The sequence below is a fragment of the Gordonia asplenii genome, assembly GCF_012933505.1.
Classification (GTDB): Bacteria; Actinomycetota; Actinomycetes; order Mycobacteriales; family Mycobacteriaceae; genus Gordonia; species Gordonia asplenii.
Window position 1 is genome coordinate 129968 of the sequence record NZ_JABBNB010000002.1, and the last position, 20347, is coordinate 150314.

The window sequence follows — 20347 nt, forward strand, 5'->3', positions numbered from 1 at the left end:
GTCCACAACATCGGATTCATAAGTTCGTCTCGTTGCGGCGATAAGCCGCGCATGACGGACAGGACGCCGATGACTGAACAAATCGATACCGTCGCCGCGACGGGCGAAGCCCCGTCGATCGTGGGCAGTAAGACGGGCGGTAAATCAGCAGTTGCCGACCCCGCCGAGCGGACGGCACTGAAAGAAACACTCGAAGATTACACGTTGCGGTTCGCGCCGCGCAGTTACCGCAAATGGGGCCCCGCGGTCGTCGCGACGTCGGCGCTCGGCGGTATCGCCTATCTCGCGGATTTCTCCATCGGCGCCAATATCGGTATCGCCAACGGTACCGGAAACGCGTTGTGGGGAATTCTGTTCTTCGCCATCGTCGTGGTGATCACCGGTTATCCGCTGGCGTTCTACGCTGCGAAATACAATATCGACCTCGATTTGATCACCCGCGGCAGTGGATTCGGCTATTACGGATCGGTGCTGACGAATCTGATCTTCGCGTCGTTCACCTTCATCTTCTTCGCCCTCGAAGGTTCGATCATGGCGCAGGGCCTCAAGTTGGGGCTGGGGATACCGCTGTCGATCGGGTATCTGGTGTCGTCGATCCTGATCATTCCACTGGTGATCTTCGGAATGAAGGCACTGGCCAAACTGCAAGTGTGGACCACTCCGCTGTGGTTGATCATGATGGTCGGACCGTTCCTCTATCTTCTTGTCGCGCACCCGGATTCGGTGTCTACGTTCCTCGGATTCAGCGGTGTCGATGCCGACGGCCACCCACTCGGGAAGGGCGTCAGTTTCGCCGGAATCATGCTCGCCGCCGGTGTGTGTCTGTCGTTGATCGCGCAGATCGCCGAACAGATCGACTACCTGCGGTTCATGCCGCCGAAGACCCCGGACAACAAGCGTCGCTGGTGGACCGCGGTACTGCTCGCCGGTCCGGGCTGGGTGCTCTTCGGTGCGATCAAGCAGGTCGTCGGATTGTTCCTGGCCGTGTACCTGATCGCGAACGTGTCGGGTGGATTCGGCTTCGCCAATCAGCCGGTGCACCAGTTCCTCGCCATTTACGAGGACATGATGCCGCACTGGCTGGCCTTGACGCTCGCGGTCGTTCTGGTGGTCATCTCGCAGATCAAGATCAACGTCACCAACGCCTATTCCGGATCGTTGGCGTGGACGAATTCATTCACCCGCGTGACGAAGACCTACCCCGGACGACTGGTATTCGTGATCGTCAACGTCGGAATCGCGATCATTCTGATGGAGGCCGACATGTTCAGCTTCCTCAACAGTTTGCTCAACTTCTACGCGAACTGCGGTATCGCCTGGATCGTCGTGGTCGCGACCGACATCGTCGTCAACAAATACCTGCTGAAACTGTCGCCGATGGCGCCGGAATTCCGCCGCGGAATGCTGTATGCGGTCAACCCGGTCGGGTTCGTGTCGGTGATCGTCGCGGCCGGGGCGTCGATCGGAGTGTTCTTCGGTCTGTTCGGTTCGGCCATCGAGCCGTACTCACCGCTGGTCGCGGCCGCCCTCGGTGTGGTGCTGCCGCCGCTGATCGCCGTGGCCACCAAGGGCAGGTACTACCTGCGCCGCACCGATGACGGCATCGACCTGCCGATGTACGACGAGAACGGGAACCCCAGCGACGTCAAGCTGCTGTGCTGCGTCACCGGCGTCGAGTTCGAGCGTCCCGACATGATCGCGTCGGCCGTCCCCGGCCCCGACGGTGAGAAGCAGTACATCTCGTCGCTGGCGTTGTCGTGCGACAAGACCGGCGAGCACGTGTTGCCCGCGCAGCCGTAGTCACGTCGGCTGAAGTCCGCACCGATTGGAGCCGTCGAGGGCATGAAACCCTCGACGGCTCCAATCGGTGCGTTTCTCAGCAGGGTGGAACCGTCGACAACGGTCGTTGCGTCCAACATCCATGGACCGAGACCGGGGCGCCTACCGAACCGCGCAACTGCTCAAGGCCGGTGAAACGGCCGCCTCGATACGCGCCGCCGCACGCGCGGGCGGCCTCGACGACATCGGGCCGGGTTGGTGGGCGGTGCCGACCGCTGATCGCGACGTCGTCGCGGCAGTGCGCGCAGGCGGCGTGCTGAGCTGCGTATCGGCGTTGAAGCTCTACGGACTGTGGATTGCGCCGGGCTACCCGGGACTGCACGTGCGGTGCAGCAGACACGGAGAGGAAAACGGTAAGCGTCGGTGCTCGCCCTTCGGCCGCCAGCCGCCGACGCGTCACGCCGTGGACGACCTGCCGACCGCGCTGGCCTGTGCCACCAAGTGCATGTCGGACGAGGACTGGATAGCTGCAGTCGACAGCGCTCTGAATCAGAAGCTGACCACCCTCGAAGCGCTGCAGCGGGCGTGGCCGCGGATCCCGCGCCGGGTGCTGAACATGCTGGGAAAGTGCGATGGCAGGGCACAGTCGGGTACTGAGACGATAGTACGGTTACGACTGCGGGCACTGGGTTTCCACGTCGAGGTGCAAAAGTGGATCGACAACGTCGGGTGGGTGGACCTCGTAGTGGGACGGTTGGTCATCGAATGCGACTCCAGGGGGTTTCACACCTCCAAGGAGGCGCGCACCAACGACGCGAGACGTGATCGGCACACCCAGATCGGCAATCGAATCGTCGTGAGAATCATGTACGACGAGGTGCTGTACTGCTGGCCGGAGGTGCTCGCGGACATCCGTGCGTTCACCGACGCGGATCGACACCGGGACCGTCGGCGACGTTGACCGCTGGAAACCGCACGGAAGCGTTCCTCCGAGGGCAGGCCGCCCCCGGCGGCCCCGCGCGGTGCGGTTCTCAGTGCTGGCCCGCCGATTTGGTCCCGACCTGCGGTTTCGCCTAGACTAGAGCGGTTGCCTGCGGCGTGATGCGCCGCGACTCGGCTCGCGAACCCACTGGGTTTTGTGCCTGACGGTGCAAAGCCCCAGGCAGGCGCGTGTTTCGAGGGCAGCGAGGCCGTGCACGTCGGGTCGGTATCCGGCGGGCATATACACATCGGTTCAAGGAGAATCAGTGATTCAGCAGGAGTCACGCCTGCGGGTCGCCGACAACACCGGTGCCAAGGAAATCTTGTGCATCCGCGTGCTCGGAGGCTCGTCACGGCGCTACGCCGGCATCGGCGACGTCATCGTCGCCACTGTCAAGGACGCGATCCCGGGCGGCAACGTCAAGAAGGGTGAGGTCGTCAAGGCTGTCATCGTGCGCACGCTCAAAGAGCGTCGCCGGCCCGACGGCAGCTACATCCGCTTCGACGAGAACGCCGCGGTCATCCTCAAGAACGAGAGCGACCCGCGCGGTACCCGCATCTTCGGACCCGTCGGTCGCGAGCTGCGTGAGAAGAAGTTCATGAAGATCGTTTCGCTGGCTCCGGAGGTGCTCTGACATGAAGGTGCACAAGGGCGACACGGTCATCGTCATCTCGGGCAAGGACAAGGGTGCTAAGGGCAAGGTCATTCAGGCTTTCCCGAAGACCGAGCGAGTCCTCGTCGAGGGCGTCAACCGCGTCAAGAAGCACACCCCGAACTCCGCCAACGAGCGCGGCGCGGCATCGGGTGGCATTGTCACGCAGGAAGCGTCGATCCACGTGTCGAACGTGATGGTCGTCGACTCCGATGGCAACCCCACCCGCGTGGGCTACCGGACCGATGAGGAAACCGGCAAGCGCGTGCGCATTTCCCGCAAAAACGGGAAGGACATCTGATGACTACTTCTGAGAAGATCCAGCCTCGGCTGAAGCTGCGCTACCGCGCAGAGATCAAGGACTCCCTCAACAAGGAGTTCAACTACGACAACGTCATGCAGATCCCGGGCGTCGTCAAGGTCGTGGTGAACATGGGTGTCGGCGACGCCGCCCGTGACGCCAAGCTGATCAACGGTGCGGTCGCCGACCTCGCTCTGATCACCGGCCAGAAGCCCGAAATCCGTCGGGCCCGCAAATCGATCGCACAGTTCAAGCTGCGCGAGGGCATGCCGATCGGCGCGCGCGTCACGCTGCGCGGCGACCGCATGTGGGAATTCCTCGACCGACTGGTGTCGATCGCCCTCCCGCGTATCCGCGACTTCCGCGGTCTGAGCGACCGTCAGTTCGACGGCAACGGCAACTACACCTTCGGTCTCAACGAGCAGTCGATGTTCCACGAGATCAACATCGACAACATCGACCGGCCGCGCGGTATGGACATCACCGTTGTCACGTCGGCCACCACCGACGACGAAGGCCGTGCGCTGCTTCGCGCGCTGGGCTTCCCGTTCAAAGACGCGAACGCGAAGGACAACTGATATGGCAAAGAAGGCTCTGGTCAACAAGGCCAACAAGAAGCCGAAGTTCGCCGTGCGTGGCTACACGCGCTGCAACAAGTGCGGACGTCCGCACTCGGTATACCGCAAGTTCGGTCTCTGCCGCGTGTGCCTGCGCGAGATGGCTCACGCCGGCGAGCTGCCGGGCGTGCAGAAGTCCAGCTGGTGATTGACTGAAAAATGCCCCGACCCGTTGTGGTCGGGGCATTTTTGTTTGTGTGAGTGCTGCTTGGGCGTCGGCGTGCGGAATAGTGGTGTGGTGCCGGGCAGGGTGCCGGGTGGTCTGTCGACAGTTTTGTGAAGCGGGTTATCCCCCGGGGGCGTCGTGCAGAATTCTGCGGAATAGTGGTGTGGGCAGTGCGGGTTGCTTCAAATGGCCGGGGACGCCAAATCGGGCTATACTTGCGCGATTCGCCCAAGGTGTTTGACCTTGGCAAACGTCACAGGCGATCTGACGGCGTCTCTTAGCTACACGAATAGATTCTTTTCGGCGCGTTTTGAAAACATCCCGAGTATGCCCTTGTGGGGGTGGTCTATTGACGGGTTTCTGTGTAATTGGGGGTGGTGGTGCGTGGGGGAGAATCAGAAATTCTGCGGACTAGTGGAGTGCCGGGAAGTGCGCCCTTGTGGGATCCTCTATTGACAGACTTCTGCAATGGGGACAGCCGATTCCAACCCCGTGGACTCCGAACTAAACCGCAACTTGCCGCACGACGCTTCCGTCGTATTTCACGGTGTGAGTCGCCGATGCGACGTAGATGTCGCCGTCAGCGTCGAGAATCGGTCCGCCGGTTACCTTTCCCGGGATGGTGAGCACTCCTTGACGGCCGTCGGGTGCGATCACCCATAACTCCTGGGGCGACGACCCGGCGTCGAGCGTGCCGTACACGAAGCCGCGGCCGACGGCGATCCGGCCGAGTAGTCGTCCTGTCCTGGTGTACGACCGGTTGATTCCGGTGTGGTGAATGACGGTGACTATGCTGCTCGGCTGGTCATCGGCGGTCACGGTGCACTGGTAGGCGGTCGTGCCGTCGACTATGACACCGCCGACCGCCTCCACGCCCGGCACGGTGTTTTGGATGGTCAGCCCCGGCGTCATGGTGAAGACGCTGATCTCCTGCTGGCCGAATACGCTCGTCGCCTGCGTCGTCTGGTACAACGACCCGTCAGAGCCGGCGTCGGGCGACCCGACGGGCGCTCCGTTGAGCGTGTCGACGGTGATCACCGTGCCGGTCGGGGCGACACGATGCACGACGGTCTTCCCGCAGCGATTGCGCGTCGCCTGATAGATGCCGCTGGGGGTGATCAGCGGACCCGACGTCGACCTCCCGGCAAGGGTCACCAACTCGTCGCGCGTTCCATCGGAGTCGATTCGCATGAGCGACGTCCGCGCCAGGCTCGACGCGTAGTACACGTCGCCGTCAGTGGTAGCCGCGAGGTCGCCGACCCGTCCGGGCGTCGGAACGTACCGCCTCGAACCGTCGGGCCCAGTCACCAGCACCGTCTCGGGGTATGGGCGATACGTCGAACCATTGACGCTCAGCGTGTCGCCGGGCGACGTCGACGGCGCATCGGCGACCGTCAGGGTGGGCGTGGGGTGGTCGGCGTCGACGACGATGTGAAACTTCTTGCCGTTGTTCGAGTCAGCGGTGTCGGGGTCGTCGAGAGGTGGGGTCTGGTTGATCAGCAGCGGGCCGCGCCGAATGAACCACACCATCGCCCATAGCATCGGACTGGCTGATGCGCCTGGCGAATCCGGGGTCAGGCCGAGGAATGCGAGGATGCCCAGCGAGACCGCGAACCGATCGCGGGCACCGTGCAGCCACATCGGCGCGGCCGTCGGAGTCGGTACCGCGAAGGTCATCAGTTTCGGTGATCCGCCAACCAAAAGTGTTGTGGGCGTGATGTATTGACTTCTCCTCGGCATGACACACGGATGATCCTCCGCGGTCGCGACGGCAGAGCTGACCGGAGGTCCGACGACACCCGTGGGGCGCTGACGGTCGACGTCGGGTGGCGGGCTTGCGGCCACCGGGACGGTCTTCGGATACACGCTCGCGCGCTGAGCGGGGGTGGCCGGAGATTCGCCGGGCGTCGGCGTCGGGGAGGGGGTCGTGGATTGCGTGGGCGTCGAGTCGACAGGTTCGGGGGCCGGTGTCGGCTCGGTGGTTGTTGGCGGCGTGGGTTCTGGGGTGGGTGTCGGACTTGTTGGACTAGGTGACGGTTCTGGGTCCGGTGTCGGAACCGGTGTGGGCTCGGTGGTTGCTGGCGGCGTGGGTTCGGGGTCCGGTTTTGGCGCGGGAGCAGAGTCCGGGGCCGCTGACGGCACGGTTTCTGGCGCCGGCTCGACGGTCGGTGGGGGAGCGGGATCTGGCGCTGGTGACGGGTCGGGTGCTTGCTGCGCCGCGGGCTCGGACGGACTCCCCGTGCTGGGCCAATGATTGGTGCCGTCGTTGCTCCAGCCGCCGTTGGTCGTTGAGTCTCCTTGCGGCACAGCTGTGTTCGAGGGTGGACGTTGAATCGAATCGTCGGTCGGCGGCGCAGGCGGCTGGGGTTTGTGGGGTTCGGTCGGGCCGTCGGTACTGGGTTGGGGAGTGTTGCCGGCGGTGTTGTCGGTCGTGTCGGTGGCCGAGTCGACGCCCGGTTCACCCGCCGTCGGCTCGGCGGCGGCGACGCTGAACGGCGTCAGTGCGATGCTGACTCCGGCAGCGAATGCCAGCACGCGACGCCAGGACTTCGTTGAGACCATGGTCGGGTTCCTCTGGCAGTCGGGGTCGCCTCAACGGTAGGGGGAACGGTCGGGTCAACAACACCCCCGCGGAGCCAGAAAGTGGTACTTGAGAACGAATTGGTGTGTTTGGACTACACCCGAAAGTAAGTGCCTGCACCGCGCACTCCAGTGAACGCGACGCGCCAATAGCATGACCGCCTCAGAAGCTAGGTCGCCACCCGCCCGACGCGATGCCATGGATGCTGCGACGCGCAATCTGAGCTCCAGACGTCGCGTGGTCGTCGGTCGGTTAGGCGTATGTCGCAGTTCCTTTTGCCGCTCTTGGCTGCGCGGCGCCGTCGGGGGTGATTCGACTCTGCCTGCTGAGCTGCGGCGAGGGAGATGTTCCCTCGGTGGGCGGGTCGGGACGGATTGCATTCGGTCTGTCGTTGGGGTTGATTCGACTCTGCCTGCTCAGCTGCGGCGAGGGAGATGTTCCCTCGGCGGGCGCCTGGGGGCAGAATGCATTCGGCGTGTCGTTGGGGTTGATTCGACTCTGTCCGCTGAGCCGCGGCGAGGGAGATGTTCCCTGGGCGGGCGCCTCGGGACAGATTGCATTCGGCCCGACGTCGGGGTTGATTCGACTCTGCCTGCTGAGCTGCGGCGAGGGAGATGCTCCCTCGGTGGACGGGTCGGGACGGATTGCATTCGGCCCGACGTCGGGTTGATTCGACTCTGCCTACTCAACTGCGGCGAGGGAGATGCTCCCTCGGTGGGCGCCTCGGGACAGATTGCACTCAGCACAGCCCGCACGAACCGCCGCACGATCCGGTGACCGCGTTCGACGGTCAGTCCATCGCAGCGAGAGCGACGCTGGACCGGGGTGGCTTGCGCCGTGCGCGGCGCATGATCAGGTGGCTGCATGAATCCTGCGATTTGTCGGACTTACCGACGCAACGGTAGGACGCCGGTATGACATCGACGCGGAGCCCGCGGCCAGATGGGGCGCGAACCCGCCATGGCGGCACCGTATTTCGTTACCGAGGGCGAACATCGGTGGATTGTCAGGGGGCGCTGGCACAATCTCACGCATGACCGATCTGCCCGAGTGGGCCCTGCGCGCCGGCCGCGTCCTGCGCGTCTCCGACGTCGCCGATCTCGCCGACGACGAGGCGGTCATCACGCTGTCGTGCCGTGGGTTCGACACCAGGACCACCCGCGAATTGGTCGACGGCATCGTCGGCGAGGTGACCCGCATCGTCGTCAACCTCTATCCGCGTTGGCTCGACGACGACGAACCGTCGGACACCCGAAATGTTCTCGACGTCGCCGCGGCCGAGGTGCGTGCCCGACGGTTGTGCCGCGATTCCGACAACTTCGCGCCGTTCGTCATCGCGTTGGCGCGGGCGGCGGCCGGTGGCACCGCCTATCGCCGCACCGAGCCGGTCGAAGTCAGATGGGCGGGGTTGATGCGCCTGCTCCGTCGCGCCTATCGCCGCGACGCCGTGGTCGTCTACCTCACCCCCGACGCCGCGGTCGGCACCGTTGCGACGGCGGCCGAGTGGCTCGCCCATCACGGCGGTGTCGCGGTGTGGCTCGACGACCGACCAGGCCTGGACAGGTACTCGTTGCTGCGGACCGTCGAACCACACGTCACCGAGATCGCACAACCTCAACCCAGTGCGGTGACGATCAGCCGATGCGCGGGGATGCCGGCACCGCATAGCGCGGCCGAGCAGCATCTGGAACGTGCGCTGGCGCGCTGCGAATGGGCGGCGCAGCGCCGCTGGAATCGCGGCGTCGCGGGTCTCGGTTCGCTGGCGCCGACGATAATCGCCGACCTGCACTGGTCGGTGGAGCGAGTCGTCGTCGAAGTCGATGGTCCGGACCATCGTGCACCCGCCAAATACAGTGCCGATCGGATTCGTGACAACATATTGCAGGAGTCAGGATTCATGGTGCTGCGCTACACCAACGAGCAGGTCCTCGACGACGTCGACGTCGTCGTCGCTGGGCTGCGCCGAGTGATCGCAACACGCACGGTGCCGAGCTAGGTACCGGTGAGACGAGAAGGGTGCAGCACCGTGGAGCACGTACAACTGGGGGTTGCCGAGAGCGCCATCATGTTTGCGCTGATGGCACATGGCGAGGAGATCACGAACCCTAAGCTGAAACTGATTGCGCCGGAAGTGACTCCGGATCGCCGCAGAAAGCTCAACGAGCTGGGGCTGGTCGAGTCGCGTCAGGTTGGCAGGCCTTTCGTCCACAGCCTTACCGATGCCGGGTGGGCCTGGTGCGCAGCCGAACTCGGAGCACCGCCTCCCAAGGGATCGCAGGGGCGCGACAAGACCCTCTATGCCGTCCTCGCCGGCGTCGGACGTTATCTGGCCGCGTCGGACACCCGGCTCTACGAGGTGTTCGGGGCGGTTGCCGAACCGGAGGCCGACGAGGTTGCCGCCGCCGGTGGTCTACCGCTGCGCGCCCGGATCGTCGACGCGTACCGTGCCCTTGCCCGACGCCCCGGCGCGTGGGTCACGATCGCCGACCTCCGCCAAGCGCTGCCCGACGTCGAGCGGTCGGAGCTCGACACCGAGTTGGTGGTCTTCCAACGTGAACCCGGTGTCAGCCTGATTCAGCAGGAGAATCGGGCGTTGCTCACCGACGCCGACCGAGCCGCCGCCGTGCAGGTCGGCGCACAGGCATGCCATCTGCTCGCCATCGAGGAGTCCTGATGGACGACACGACCCGTGCGGCGCTCGAATCGATCCGGCTCGACTGGGCCGTCACCCCGGACGATGTATGGGAGCCGCAAGCGGCTCTGCATGTTCCAGGGCTGCACGAGGCCGTACTCGACGACGTGCTGCGAGCGTTCGGTGATGCTGAACGCAGCGCGGCAAGCAGCCCGTTGGGCGTGGCGGTGCGGGGTCCGGCCGGGTCGGGAAAGACGCATCTGCTCGGCCAGGTCCGCGAACGGGTGCAGGCGGCCGGCGGCTACTTCTTTCTGGTCAAACTGCTTGACGGAGAAGACTTCTGGCGATCGATGCTGGTCGCCCTGCTGGAGGATTTCGGCAAGCCGACGCCGACCCACCGGTCGCAGCTCGCGCAGCTGCTCGACCGGCTCGGCCGAGACGCCGGTGTCGACGCAGACACATTGGCCGCTGTCGCGGGTGACGCCCCGCTGACCCGCGCGGCGCTCGACGAGTTCGTGATCGCGGTGTACCGCAAGCATCCGCGGCACCGCCGACGTTCGCAGCACATTCTGCGGGCGTTGGCCCTGACCGAGGCCGATGAGTTCTACCAGCAAGACATCGGCACCGCGCTGCTGCTGATGGACCTCGACGACACCGACGACTTCGCCGCGTGGGGAATTCAGAACGCACGTCTGGGCTACCAGGAGATCGTCGAGAACATCTCCCGGGTGATCGCCATGGACGGCGCAACGGTGATGGCCGTGGACCAGATCGACACCATCGTCGCCGCTGCCGAGGAGTCCGAGGAACCCGACGGAGCCGAGGGACGCACGGTCAACCGCGTCGCGCACGGTCTGATGTCGTTGCGGGAGACCATGAGTCGCACGACGTCGGTCGTGTCGTGTGTGTCGGCGGCGTGGCAGTACCTGGAGGATCACGCCCCGCAGGCGGTCGTCGACCGGTACCGGACCCCCGCGATCCTGCAGCGTCCGGCGTCGATCGAATTCACCCGGGCGTTGCTGACGAAGCGCTTCGCCGTCTTCTACGACCGGATCGGCTTCACCCCCGACTATCCCACCTGGCCGATCACCGAGGAGGCGCTGGCGACCTCGATCGACTTCACACCGCGTGACGTGATGCGCGCCGTCGACCGATACGTGAGTGCGACGCTGAGCTCGGGGGAGTTCGCCGAACTCACGGGATTCACCTTCGGTGCGCTGAACGCGCCTGCGCGACCGACGAATTCGGACCCGTTGAAGATCGATCAGCTCGGCCAGCTCGATCGGCATTTCGCGGAGCTGGTGGCGGCGGCCGATCCGTCGACGGCGTTCGATCCGCAGGGCGAGGACGTGGTTGTGCCGCAACTGCTTTCGGCCGGGCTGGCGTCGTGGGTGGATGCGCGGCCGAACGACGCCGACCTGTTCAAGCAGGATGCCAGGCCGGGGCATAATCCCGCACTGCACGCCCGGCTGCGACGCACCGTCGACGAGGTCACCGACGCCGAACAGTCGTGGGCGTTCCGGGCGATCGCATCGCCGCATTATCGGGCGGTGCAGGCTCGGCTGGAGAAGGCAGGCACATCGGCGGGCGTCAATGCGGACTCGCCGTTGCGCTCACTGGTGCTGCTGCGCCGGGACAAGTGGCCCCGCGGCGCGAAGACCGAAGAGATGCTCAATGACTTGGCGGTTCGCGGAACGCGGTTCGTCAATTGGACGGCCGACGATGTCAAGGTCCTGATCGCGCTGAAGACGATGCGCGAGGAACGCTCGGAGTTCCTCTCCGGCTGGCTCGTGTCTCGTAATCCGGCCAGCCAGGTGGGTTTCCTGGCGGAGCTGAGCGCGTCGGTCGTCGCAGGCACTCGCCCCGTCGACGCCGACGTGGCACCGCCGGTTCCGACGCAGCTGACCTTTCCGAGCTCGGCGGACGTGCCGGGGACCGATGCGTCGTCGTCGAACGATGCTCCGCAGCGCGGGGTACCGGCGGCGGCCACGGCAGCCGGACCCGCAGCTGCGGTGCGGCCCACGGCGCAGCCGGCCGTCGGGCCACGGTCGGAGCCGTCTGCCGCGCCACGGCCGGAGCCCGCCGTCGCGCCACGGTCGGAGCCGTCTGCCGCGCCACGGTCGGAGCCGTCTGCCGCGCCGCGGTCGGAGCCCGCGGTGCGCCGCAGCGCTTCGGCGTCGCCCGGGCTCGCCTCGGATCTGTTCGGCTCGGGGTTGTCGGCATCGGCTGCGGCAGAACTGTTCTCGACCGGACCGGCCGGTTCGTCGGATCCAGGCGTGGCAGCTGCCCAGCGGTCGGTGCAACCGAGTGTTCGGCCGACGCCGGGCGCGCCGACCCCGGCGCCGCAGGTCCGGCCGAGTGTCACACCGCATGTGAGTCCTGCTGCAGATTCGGTGTCGGCGCAGCGAGCGCCGATCCAACAGGCACCTACCCCGGCGTCGAATATCGTGATCGGTACCGCCGTCGACCGCGCCGGCCGGCACGGCATCCCGGTCACCGTCGAACTCGAGGCGCTGCGCAAGCACACCGCGATCTTCGCCGGGTCGGGTTCGGGAAAGACGGTCCTGATTCGCCATCTCGTCGAACAGGCTGCGCTGCAGGGTGTTTCGTCGATCGTGTTGGACATCAACAACGATCTCGCACGACTCGGCATGGGCTGGCCAGACGGTCAGCGGACCTATACCGACGCCGAGCGCAAGCAGGCGCAGGAGTATCTGCGCAACGTCGACGTCGCGGTGTTCACGCCCGGCCGAACGTCGGGGCGGCCGTTGGCGTTCGCGGCGCTGCCCGATTTCGCGGCCGTCGTCGACGATCGAGACGAGTTCGATCGTGCGGTGGACGCCGCGGTCGGCGGGCTGGCGCCCCGATTGAGTCTCACCGGTCGGTCGCGGCGAGTGGTCAATCAGAAAGCGGTGCTGACCGAGGCGATGCGGGCGTTCGGGCGCGACGGCGGGTCGTCGATGCCATCGTTCATCGACTTCCTCGAAGAGCTCCCGGAGTACGTGAGCACGATGGGCGACGCGCAGAAGTTCGCCGCCGAGCTGGCCGAAAGCCTCAAAGCCGCAATGATTTTGGACTTCAGCTATGGCGGGGAGACCGCCGATCCGGGATTGCTGCTGACACCGCCGCCGGGCATGCGAGCCCGCGTATCGGTGATCAACCTGGCCGGGCTCGGCTCCGAGGAGAAGCGCAACAACTTCGTCAACGAATTGCAGATGGCGCTGTTCGCGTGGATCAAACGTCATCCGGCGGGTGACCGACCGCTGGGTGGTCTGCTGGTGCTGGACGAGGCGCAGAATTTCGTTCCGCAGGGCCGGTCGACGACCTGCTCGGCGAGCGCGCTCGCCTTGGCCTCGCAGGCTCGAAAATACGGGCTGGGCTTGATCTTCGCGACGCAGGCGCCGAAGAACCTCGACAATCGCCTCACCGGAAATGCGTCGACGCAGTTCTTCGGCCTGCTCAACGCACCCGCGCAGATCGCCGCGGCGCAGGGAATGGCGGCGGCGAAGGGCGGCAAGGTCGGCGACATCGGCCGACTGCCGACCGGCACGTTCTACGCAGCCGTCGAGGGCGGCATGTTCAGCAAAGTGAAGACACCGCTGTGCCTGACGTACCACCCGAAGAGCCCGCCGACCGAAGACGAGGTGGCCGAGATCGCCCGGGGTGAAGGACCGCGATGATCGACGACAACACCCGCGGAGCCCTCGAATCGATCCGCCTCGATTGGGCGGTCACCCCCGACGACGTGTGGGAACCGCAAGCGCCGCTGCATGTTCCGGGGCTGCACTCCGGAGTGCTCGACGACGTGCTGGCGGCATTCGGCGACGCGCGACGCAGTTCGGAGGCGAGCCCGCTCGGCGTCGCGATTCGGGGACCCGCCGGCTCGGGTAAAACGCACCTGCTCGGGCAGATCAGGGAAGAGGTGCAGGCGGCCGGTGGCTACTTCTTCCTGATCAAACTCCTTGACGGAGAAGATTTCTGGCGCTCGGTCCTCGTGGCGATGCTGGAGGATCTGAGTCGGCCGTCGCCGACGCACCGGTCGCAGGCGGCGCAGCTGCTCGACCGGCTCGGGCGGGATGCCGGCGTGAAACCGCGGGTGCTCGCGTCGGTGACCGGCGCGGCGCCGTTGACCCGAAAAGCGTTGGACGCCTACGTGTCCGCCGTATACGACCGTCATCCGCGGCATCGCCGGCGCTCACAGCACATCTTGCGGGCACTGGCGCTGACCGAATCCGACGACTTCACCCAGCAGGACATCGGCACCGCACTGCTGCTCACCGACGTCGACGAGATCGACGATTTCGCGCAGTGGGGCATCGTCAGCGCTCGCCTGGGCTACCAGGAGATCGTCGAGAACATCTCCCGGGTGATCGCGATGGACGATGCGTCGGTGGTCGCCGTCGACCAGATCGACACGCTGATCGCCACCAACCATGCCGACGCGGAGGCCGATGAACGAGCCGTCAGCCGGGTGGCGCACGGCTTGATGTCGTTGCGGGAGACCATGAGTCGCACGACGTCGGTGGTGTCATGCCTGTCGGCGGCATGGGACTACCTGGAAGCCCATTCCGAGCGGGCCGTCGTCGACCGGTACCGCACACCGCCGCGGTTGCAGCGCCCCGCGTCGATCGAGTTCACTCGCGGGCTGCTGACCAAGCGGTTCGCGCAGTTCTACGCGCGGGCCGCGTTTGTGCCGCCATACCCGACGTGGCCGGTCACCGAGGAGGCGTTGGCGACGTCCATCGACTTCACGCCCCGCGACGTGATGCGCACCGTCGACCGGTATGTGTCGACGACGCTGCGGTCCGGGGAGTTCGCCGAGCTCACCGAATTCGTCGCCGCCTCGGACGCGGAAGTGTCAGTGCGGCAAAGTAATTCAGACCCGACGCAGATCGACCAGGTAGGGCAGCTGGACCGGCGCTTCGCCGAGTTGGTCGCTACGGCCGACCCGGCAGAGGCGTTCGACCGGGTGCTCGAAGACACCGTGGTACCGCCGCTGCTGTCGGCTGGGCTGGCGACCTGGATCGACGCGTTGGCGTCGGGCGGCGACATGTATCAGCAGGACGCCAAACCCGGCAAGAATCCGGCGCTGCACGCGCGCTTGCGTCGGACCATCGATCCACTGACCGACGCCGAGCGCTCTTGGGCGTTTCGCGGCATCGCGGCGTCGAATTCCCGCGCGGTGCAAGCACGATTGGAGAAGGCGGGGATAGCGGCCGGTATCAGCGCGGATGCGTCGATGCGGTCGTTGTTGCTGCTGCGTCGGGGCCCGTGGCCGACGGGCCGCAAGACCGAGCGCATTCTCGCTGACCTGACCGATCGTGGTGCGACGCTCGTCAATTGGACGGCCGACGACGTGAAGGTGTTGATGGCGTTGTCGACGATGCGGGCGGAACGGTCGGAATTCCTGGCGGAGTGGATCGCGACCCGCAACCCGGCTCAGCAGGTGGGCTTTCTGGCCGACATCACTCCCGCGGCAACGGAAGTCATTGCGCCGACGGCGGCCGTGCGACGCAGCGCGCGAGGCAGGGGAGCGACGATGGCGTCGCGCATGGCCGACGCGGTGCGGGCCGGGGGACTGTCGGCGGCTGCGGCGGAACATCTGTTCGCGGGCAGCGAGGGACGGTCGGCGTGAGGTGAATCGTGTTCACCGCGTGCGTGTTTCATCCTCGACGGCTTGTGCCTGACCGGTGATGTTGCGGGCCATACCGCTGAAGATGATGTTGTGGAACGGGACGATCGACGCCCAATAGGCTTGTCCCGCAAGACCATTGGGCCGGAATAGGGCGCGTTGGTGGTAGGTCGCGCCGCCGTCGTCGGTGGGGATCACCGACAGTTCCAGCCAGGCGTCGCCGGGGACCTTCATCTCGGCGCGCAGTCGAAGCAGCCTAGGCCGTTCGAGTGCTTCCACCCGCCACCAGTCCAACGCCTCGCCGACCCGCAGGCGACGCGGGTCGCGTCTTCCGCGCCGTAGCCCCACGCCGCCGGTGAGCCGGTCGATCCAGCCGCGAACACTCCACGCGAGCGGGAACGAATACCAGCCTTCCTCGCCGCCGATCGCTTCGATGACGTCCCACAGCGCCTGGGGTGACGCCGTCGTCGTCATCTCCCGTTCGTCGGTGTAGAGCGACCCACCCGACCAGTCCGGGTCGGACGGGAGCGGGTCGGACGGAGCGGGCGACGTCGTAGCATCCGACCAGCGCGTCGGTACATCGAGGTTCTTGATGCGGGCCAGCGCGAGCTCGACGGCGCGTTCGTAGCCGGTCAGGCCATCAGGCGGGTCGGGGATGTAGCGGGCGATGTCGTGTTCGCCGCACACCACTTCGTGGACTAGAGACTCCATCAGGGGCACCGCGATCGACCTCGGCACCGGGGTCACGAGGTTGATCCACTGGGCAGACAGCCAGGGCGTCAGCACCGGGACGGGAACCACGACGCGTCTGGGCAAGTTCGCGATCACCGCGTACTTGCGCATCATCGTCAGGTAGGTGAGAACGTCGGGACCGCCGATGTCGAAGCTGCGATTGACATCGTCGGGCAAGTGCGCCGCCCCGACCAGATAGTGCAGCACGTCGCGTACGGCGATCGGTTGGATCCGATTCTTCACCCACCGGGGCGTGATCATCGCGGGAAGTCGCTCCGAGAGGTATCTGAGCATCTCGAAGCTTGCCGAGCCTGATCCGAGGATGACGGCGGCCCGCAGCTCGGCGGTGGGTACGCCGCTTTCGCGCAGGATTTCACCCACCTCGGCGCGTGAAGCCAGATGCGGTGACAGTTCGTCATCGTGCGGGACCAACCCACCCAGGTAGACGATCCGGCCGACGCGGGCGGCGTGTGCCGCCGCTGCGACGAGGCGCGCCGCGGTGCTGTCGATGTCGACGAAGTCCCGTTGCACCAGCGAATGCACCAGGTAGTAGAGGACATCCTGGCCGTTGAGGGCCTCCGCGACCGCAGCGGCGTCGGTGACGTCGCCCCGAACGACCTCGACGTCGGCGCGCCACGGGACGTCGTCGAGTTTGGCGGGTGTGCGGGCCATCACACGCACCTGGTGGCCGGCATGGAGCAGCTCGGGGACGAGGCGTCCACCGATATAGCCGGTGGCACCGAAAACGACCACATGCACTTGTTCAGACCTCCCGGTGATACGTCACAACCGCACCTCGGTCAGCAGCGGCGTCGTCGGAGCCGACGAACCGCCGCGCGGTTCGAGAGTGACCGCGAGAACCGCGGAACCGTCCACCTGATCGATCAGCACCGGAGGCGCGGACGCCGAGTCGACGATGCCCGCCGATACCGGCGACGCCTTCTTCCCGACGAGCCACAACTGCAGACTTCGGTCCGTCGGCACCGCTGTCCCCCCGCGTAACAGGGCGACCGCCTGATTGCGCTGCCGCGACGTGACGACGACGATGTTGCCGCGACCGTCACTGAGCCGCCCGTTGGCGACCGCGGCGTCGGGTGCCGACAATACCGCGGCGACACCGTCGGCCTGGGTGGATTGCGACGTCGGTGCGGTCGCTCGCCCGATGAGAACACCTCCGCCGATCGCGGCCGCGACCACCACCGCCGCAGCCGCGACGAATGCGGCGACTCGTCGCCACCGATGCGACGAAGTGATCGGGGTGACCACCTCCGGGCGGGCATGACGAGGTCTTGGCGAAGATTCGGCGGCACCGGTGGCGGTGGGCACGCGGCGTTCGAAATCCGCGAGCACCTGGCGACGCACCTGTTCGGGAGCATTCACGGCGTACCGGCTCGCGTAGTCGGCGATCGTCTCCTGCGTCTCGACGATGCGCGCGTCGTACTCCTCGCGTCGGGCGGCAGGCAGGCCCGCCAACTCCTCCGCGACGCGACGTCGTTCCTCGACGGGCAGCCCGTCGATCGCATATAGCTCGACGTGTTCGTCGAGCCAGTCGTCGTCACTCATCGCTCGGCGCTCCTCACGCACTGTCGCAGCCGACGCAGACCGTCCCGCATCCGCGACTTGATCGTCGGGAGCGGAGTGGCGGTGTGCGCAGCAACCTCCGGGTAGGTCATGCCGCTGAAGTACGACAGTTCGATGCTGCTGCGCTGCAGGTCGGTCAACCGGCCGAGGCACTCGCGCAAGGTCAGCGACTCCTCGTTCTGCACGACGAGATCAAGCGTCGTCGGCTCGGGCACCATCATGTTCGACGCCGCGTACTGCTCGCTGCGGCGTCGGGACAGTTCCTCGGACCGGATTCGGTCGACTGCTCGGCGGTGCACGATTGTCATCATCCAACTAATCACTGACCCACGCGATGTATTGTACTCATGGGCGTGTTGCCAATACTGAAGATAGGCCTCTTGGACCACTTCCTCGGCGTGAGTGCGATCGCGCACTACCCGCAGTGCGAGTCCGTAGATACGTGAACTCGTCAAATCGTAGAAACGGGTGAACGCCGCTCGATCGCCGTCGGCGGCGCGGGCCAGCAGAACGGAAAGATCGTGATCCTGGTCCCCTGTGCTCATCAACACTCCTGTCCTGAAACGTGTGGCCGTCACCGGATGGTTCGGCCGGCGTGGAGCCGGGTCGACAGACGGGGATACCACGTCCGGCCGGGACGTAAACGTCGATCACCGGTGCGCCGAGCGCCGGTACAGGGCCAGCGACGCCGGTACACAAATCGCGAGAAGTACGACGCACCAGATCACGGCGTACAGGAGTGCATGGTCGGCGGGCCATCCGTGCGCCGCGGGAAAGTCCGCGGGTGCGGCGTTTGCGAACAGGTTTCGGCACGCGGTCGCGACGGCGGTCACCGGATTCCATTCCGCGATGGTGCGCAGCGGTCCCGGTAAGCTAGCCGCCGAGATGAACGCGCTCGACAGGAACGTCACCGGGAACATCCACAGGAATCCCGCACTCTGCGCGACTTCGACGTTCTTCGCCGCCAGCCCGGTCACCGCTCCCACCCACGCCATCGCGAAGGCGAACAGAAGCAGCAGTGCGAACGCCAGCACGGCGTCGGCGACGCTTCCGCGAATCCGCCAACCGATGGCATAGCCGCAGGCCACCATCACCGCGAGCCCGACGGTTCCGAGCAGCATGTCCGAACTGACCCGCCCGGTGATCACCGCCAGCCGCGACATCGGCAGCGACCGCAACCGATTGACGATGCCGTCGGACATGTCGTTGGCGAGCCCGACCGTGGTGAACGCCGCGTTGAACAGGGCGGTCTGCGCGAAGATGCCCGCCATCAGGAACTCCCGATACTGGCCGCCGCCGAGGGTCGCGCCGAACACATAGGCGAACAGGAACACGAACATGAGCGGCTGCACCGTCGCACTGAGCAGCAACGTCGGGATGCGCCGGACGGTGAGCAGATTGCGTTCGATCAGCACCGCGGTATCAGAGAACATCGTCGGCCCCCGATCGCGCGTGCGCTCCGGTCAGTGACAGGAACACCGAATCGAGCGTCGGGGTACTGACGATTGCGTCGAGACATTCGACGCCGTGCGCGTTGAGCGATTGCACCGCGGCGACGGCGCTGCGTGTCCCGGCCGCCACGGGGATCTCCCAGGTCCCGTCGTCGAGTCGCGCCGGCGGGCCGGTCCCGATCTCGGCGAGCGCCGTACGCACCGTGGCGGTGCACGACTCGGGAGCCACCTCGACCTGCAGGCCCGCCTCGCCGAACCGTGCTTTCAACGAGTCCGCCGTTCCGCGCGCCTTCACGACTCCGCCGTCGATGACGGTGATCTGATCGGCGAGCTCGTCGGCCTCCTCGAGGTACTGGGTGGTCAGCAGAACCGTGGTGCCGGTGCTCACCAGCCGCCCGATCAGCTCCCAGATCTGGCGGCGCCCACGGGGATCGAGGCCGGTGGTCGGTTCGTCGAGGATCACCAGCGTCGGCCGGTTGATCACCGCCCCGGCCAGGTCGAGCCGACGTCGCATCCCGCCGGAGTAGGTGCGCATCGGACGGTCGGCCGCGGTCGACAGATCCAATTCGTCGATCAATTCGCGGGCGCGGGCGCTCGCGTCGCGCCGGGAGTGACCGTACAGCTGGGCGACCATGCGTAGGTTCTCGAACCCGGTCAGGTTGCCGTCGACCGCGGCGTACTGACCGGACACCCCGATGATGTCGCGCACCCGGTCGGGATGGCGCCGCGCGTCGATGCCGCCGACGATGATCTGTCCGGCGTCGGGTGCGAGGAGTGTGGCGACCATCGACACGGTCGTCGTCTTTCCCGCACCGTTCGGGCCGAGGAGCGCGTGTACGGTTCCGGCCGCGACGTCGAGGTCGAGTCCGGCTACGGCGACGTGCTCGGGCCCGCGCCCCAACAATCCCGATCGATAGGTCTTCCCGACGCCGCGCAGTGTCAACGCGTCGGACTGCGATGTCGTATCGGCCTCACCCATGCTGTGCCGTCCCATGGCTGCCCTCTCCCGACGTGTGCTCGCGTTGTGCGGCGGCTCGAGTCATCGCCGCGACCAGGCTGGCCGGGCGCATGTCGCGCCAGTTCTCCTCGACGTAGGCCAGGCACGGATCGTGCCCGTCCGGCCCGAAGACCCGCGTCCAGCCGTCGGGTACCGGCGCGAAATCGGGCCACAGCGAATGCTGTCCCTCGTGATTCACGAGCACCAGGAAGGTTCCGTCGGTGTTGTCGAACGGGTTTGTCAT

At 66.2% G+C, this 20347-nt stretch carries 19 protein-coding genes; 12 read left to right on the forward strand and 7 right to left on the reverse strand.

From position 1 onward, the window contains the following. Positions 1–69: 69 nt before the first annotated feature. The 6 genes from HH308_RS02635 to HH308_RS02660 all read left to right on the forward strand — a co-directional run bounded on the left by HH308_RS02635 (position 70) and on the right by HH308_RS02660 (position 4479). Complete coding sequence (locus HH308_RS02635; RefSeq protein ID WP_211188110.1) at positions 70–1800, forward strand: purine-cytosine permease family protein; 1731 nt, start codon at positions 70–72, stop codon at positions 1798–1800. A 121-nt stretch (positions 1801–1921) separates the two neighbouring features. Continuing rightward, the gene (locus HH308_RS02640) at positions 1922–2740 is read left to right on the forward strand and encodes an endonuclease domain-containing protein (RefSeq protein WP_170192626.1); all 819 of its coding nucleotides are present in this window, start codon (positions 1922–1924) and stop codon (positions 2738–2740) included. 286 nt (positions 2741–3026) lie between these two features. After that, complete coding sequence (rplN, locus tag HH308_RS02645; RefSeq protein WP_170192627.1) at positions 3027–3395, forward strand: 50S ribosomal protein L14; 369 nt, start codon at positions 3027–3029, stop codon at positions 3393–3395. Position 3396: 1 nt separating this feature from the next. Then, a complete protein-coding gene (gene rplX / locus HH308_RS02650) occupies positions 3397–3714 on the forward strand; it encodes a 50S ribosomal protein L24 (RefSeq protein ID WP_170192628.1) in 318 nt (105 codons plus the stop codon). Then, positions 3714–4292, forward strand: a complete 579-nt coding sequence (gene rplE, locus HH308_RS02655) for a 50S ribosomal protein L5 (protein ID WP_170192629.1) — start codon at positions 3714–3716, stop codon at positions 4290–4292. Before rplX ends, rplE begins: the two co-directional genes overlap by 1 nt. Position 4293: 1 nt before the next feature. Beyond that, positions 4294–4479 (forward strand): type Z 30S ribosomal protein S14, encoded by a 186-nt coding sequence (locus HH308_RS02660; protein ID WP_020791084.1) that lies wholly within the window; start codon positions 4294–4296, stop codon positions 4477–4479. A gap of 522 nt (positions 4480–5001) precedes the next feature. On the opposite strand, the gene HH308_RS02665 is transcribed toward HH308_RS02660, so the two are convergent. Next, positions 5002–6174, reverse strand: a complete 1173-nt coding sequence (locus HH308_RS02665) for a hypothetical protein (RefSeq protein ID WP_170192630.1) — start codon at positions 6172–6174, stop codon at positions 5002–5004. Positions 6175–6865: 691 nt separating this feature from the next. Between HH308_RS02665 and HH308_RS02670 the strand changes: the two genes are divergently transcribed. The 6 genes from HH308_RS02670 to HH308_RS02695 all read left to right on the forward strand — a co-directional run bounded on the left by HH308_RS02670 (position 6866) and on the right by HH308_RS02695 (position 15345). Further along, positions 6866–7099 (forward strand): hypothetical protein, encoded by a 234-nt coding sequence (locus tag HH308_RS02670; RefSeq protein WP_170192631.1) that lies wholly within the window; start codon positions 6866–6868, stop codon positions 7097–7099. 334 nt (positions 7100–7433) lie between these two features. Continuing rightward, positions 7434–7748, forward strand: coding sequence for a hypothetical protein (locus HH308_RS02675; RefSeq protein ID WP_170192632.1), 315 nt, complete (start codon positions 7434–7436; stop codon positions 7746–7748). 363 nt (positions 7749–8111) lie between these two features. After that, positions 8112–9074: a DUF559 domain-containing protein gene (locus tag HH308_RS02680; protein WP_170192633.1), complete on the forward strand. Its 963-nt coding sequence runs from the start codon at positions 8112–8114 to the stop codon at positions 9072–9074. A gap of 30 nt (positions 9075–9104) precedes the next feature. Next, on the forward strand, positions 9105–9752 hold the full coding sequence (locus HH308_RS02685) for a MarR family transcriptional regulator (RefSeq protein ID WP_170192634.1): 648 nt from the start codon (positions 9105–9107) through the stop codon (positions 9750–9752). Then, on the forward strand, positions 9752–13390 hold the full coding sequence (locus tag HH308_RS02690) for a helicase HerA domain-containing protein (RefSeq protein ID WP_246284154.1): 3639 nt from the start codon (positions 9752–9754) through the stop codon (positions 13388–13390). Before HH308_RS02685 ends, HH308_RS02690 begins: the two co-directional genes overlap by 1 nt. Further along, positions 13387–15345, forward strand: coding sequence for an ATP-binding protein (locus HH308_RS02695; RefSeq protein ID WP_170192635.1), 1959 nt, complete (start codon positions 13387–13389; stop codon positions 15343–15345). Before HH308_RS02690 ends, HH308_RS02695 begins: the two co-directional genes overlap by 4 nt. Positions 15346–15357: 12 nt before the next feature. On the opposite strand, the gene HH308_RS02700 is transcribed toward HH308_RS02695, so the two are convergent. The 6 genes from HH308_RS02700 to HH308_RS02725 form a co-directional block, all read right to left on the reverse strand. Then, positions 15358–16833: an SDR family oxidoreductase gene (locus HH308_RS02700; RefSeq protein WP_170192636.1), complete on the reverse strand. Its 1476-nt coding sequence runs from the start codon at positions 16831–16833 to the stop codon at positions 15358–15360. A 24-nt stretch (positions 16834–16857) separates the two neighbouring features. After that, entirely contained in the window at positions 16858–17637 is a 780-nt protein-coding gene (locus tag HH308_RS02705) for an anti-sigma factor (protein ID WP_170192637.1), read from the reverse strand. Next, positions 17634–18200 carry an ECF RNA polymerase sigma factor SigK gene (sigK, locus tag HH308_RS02710; protein WP_170192638.1) on the reverse strand — a complete coding sequence of 189 codons (567 nt, stop codon included), beginning with the start codon at positions 18198–18200 and terminating at the stop codon, positions 17634–17636. Before sigK ends, HH308_RS02705 begins: the two co-directional genes overlap by 4 nt. A gap of 105 nt (positions 18201–18305) precedes the next feature. Beyond that, positions 18306–19088 carry an ABC transporter permease gene (locus HH308_RS02715; protein WP_170192639.1) on the reverse strand — a complete coding sequence of 261 codons (783 nt, stop codon included), beginning with the start codon at positions 19086–19088 and terminating at the stop codon, positions 18306–18308. Next, on the reverse strand, positions 19078–20100 hold the full coding sequence (locus tag HH308_RS02720; protein WP_170192640.1) for an ABC transporter ATP-binding protein: 1023 nt from the start codon (positions 20098–20100) through the stop codon (positions 19078–19080). Before HH308_RS02720 ends, HH308_RS02715 begins: the two co-directional genes overlap by 11 nt. Continuing rightward, complete coding sequence (locus HH308_RS02725; protein ID WP_170192641.1) at positions 20078–20347, reverse strand: MbtH family protein; 270 nt, start codon at positions 20345–20347, stop codon at positions 20078–20080. The genes HH308_RS02720 and HH308_RS02725 overlap by 23 nt, the downstream gene beginning before the upstream one ends.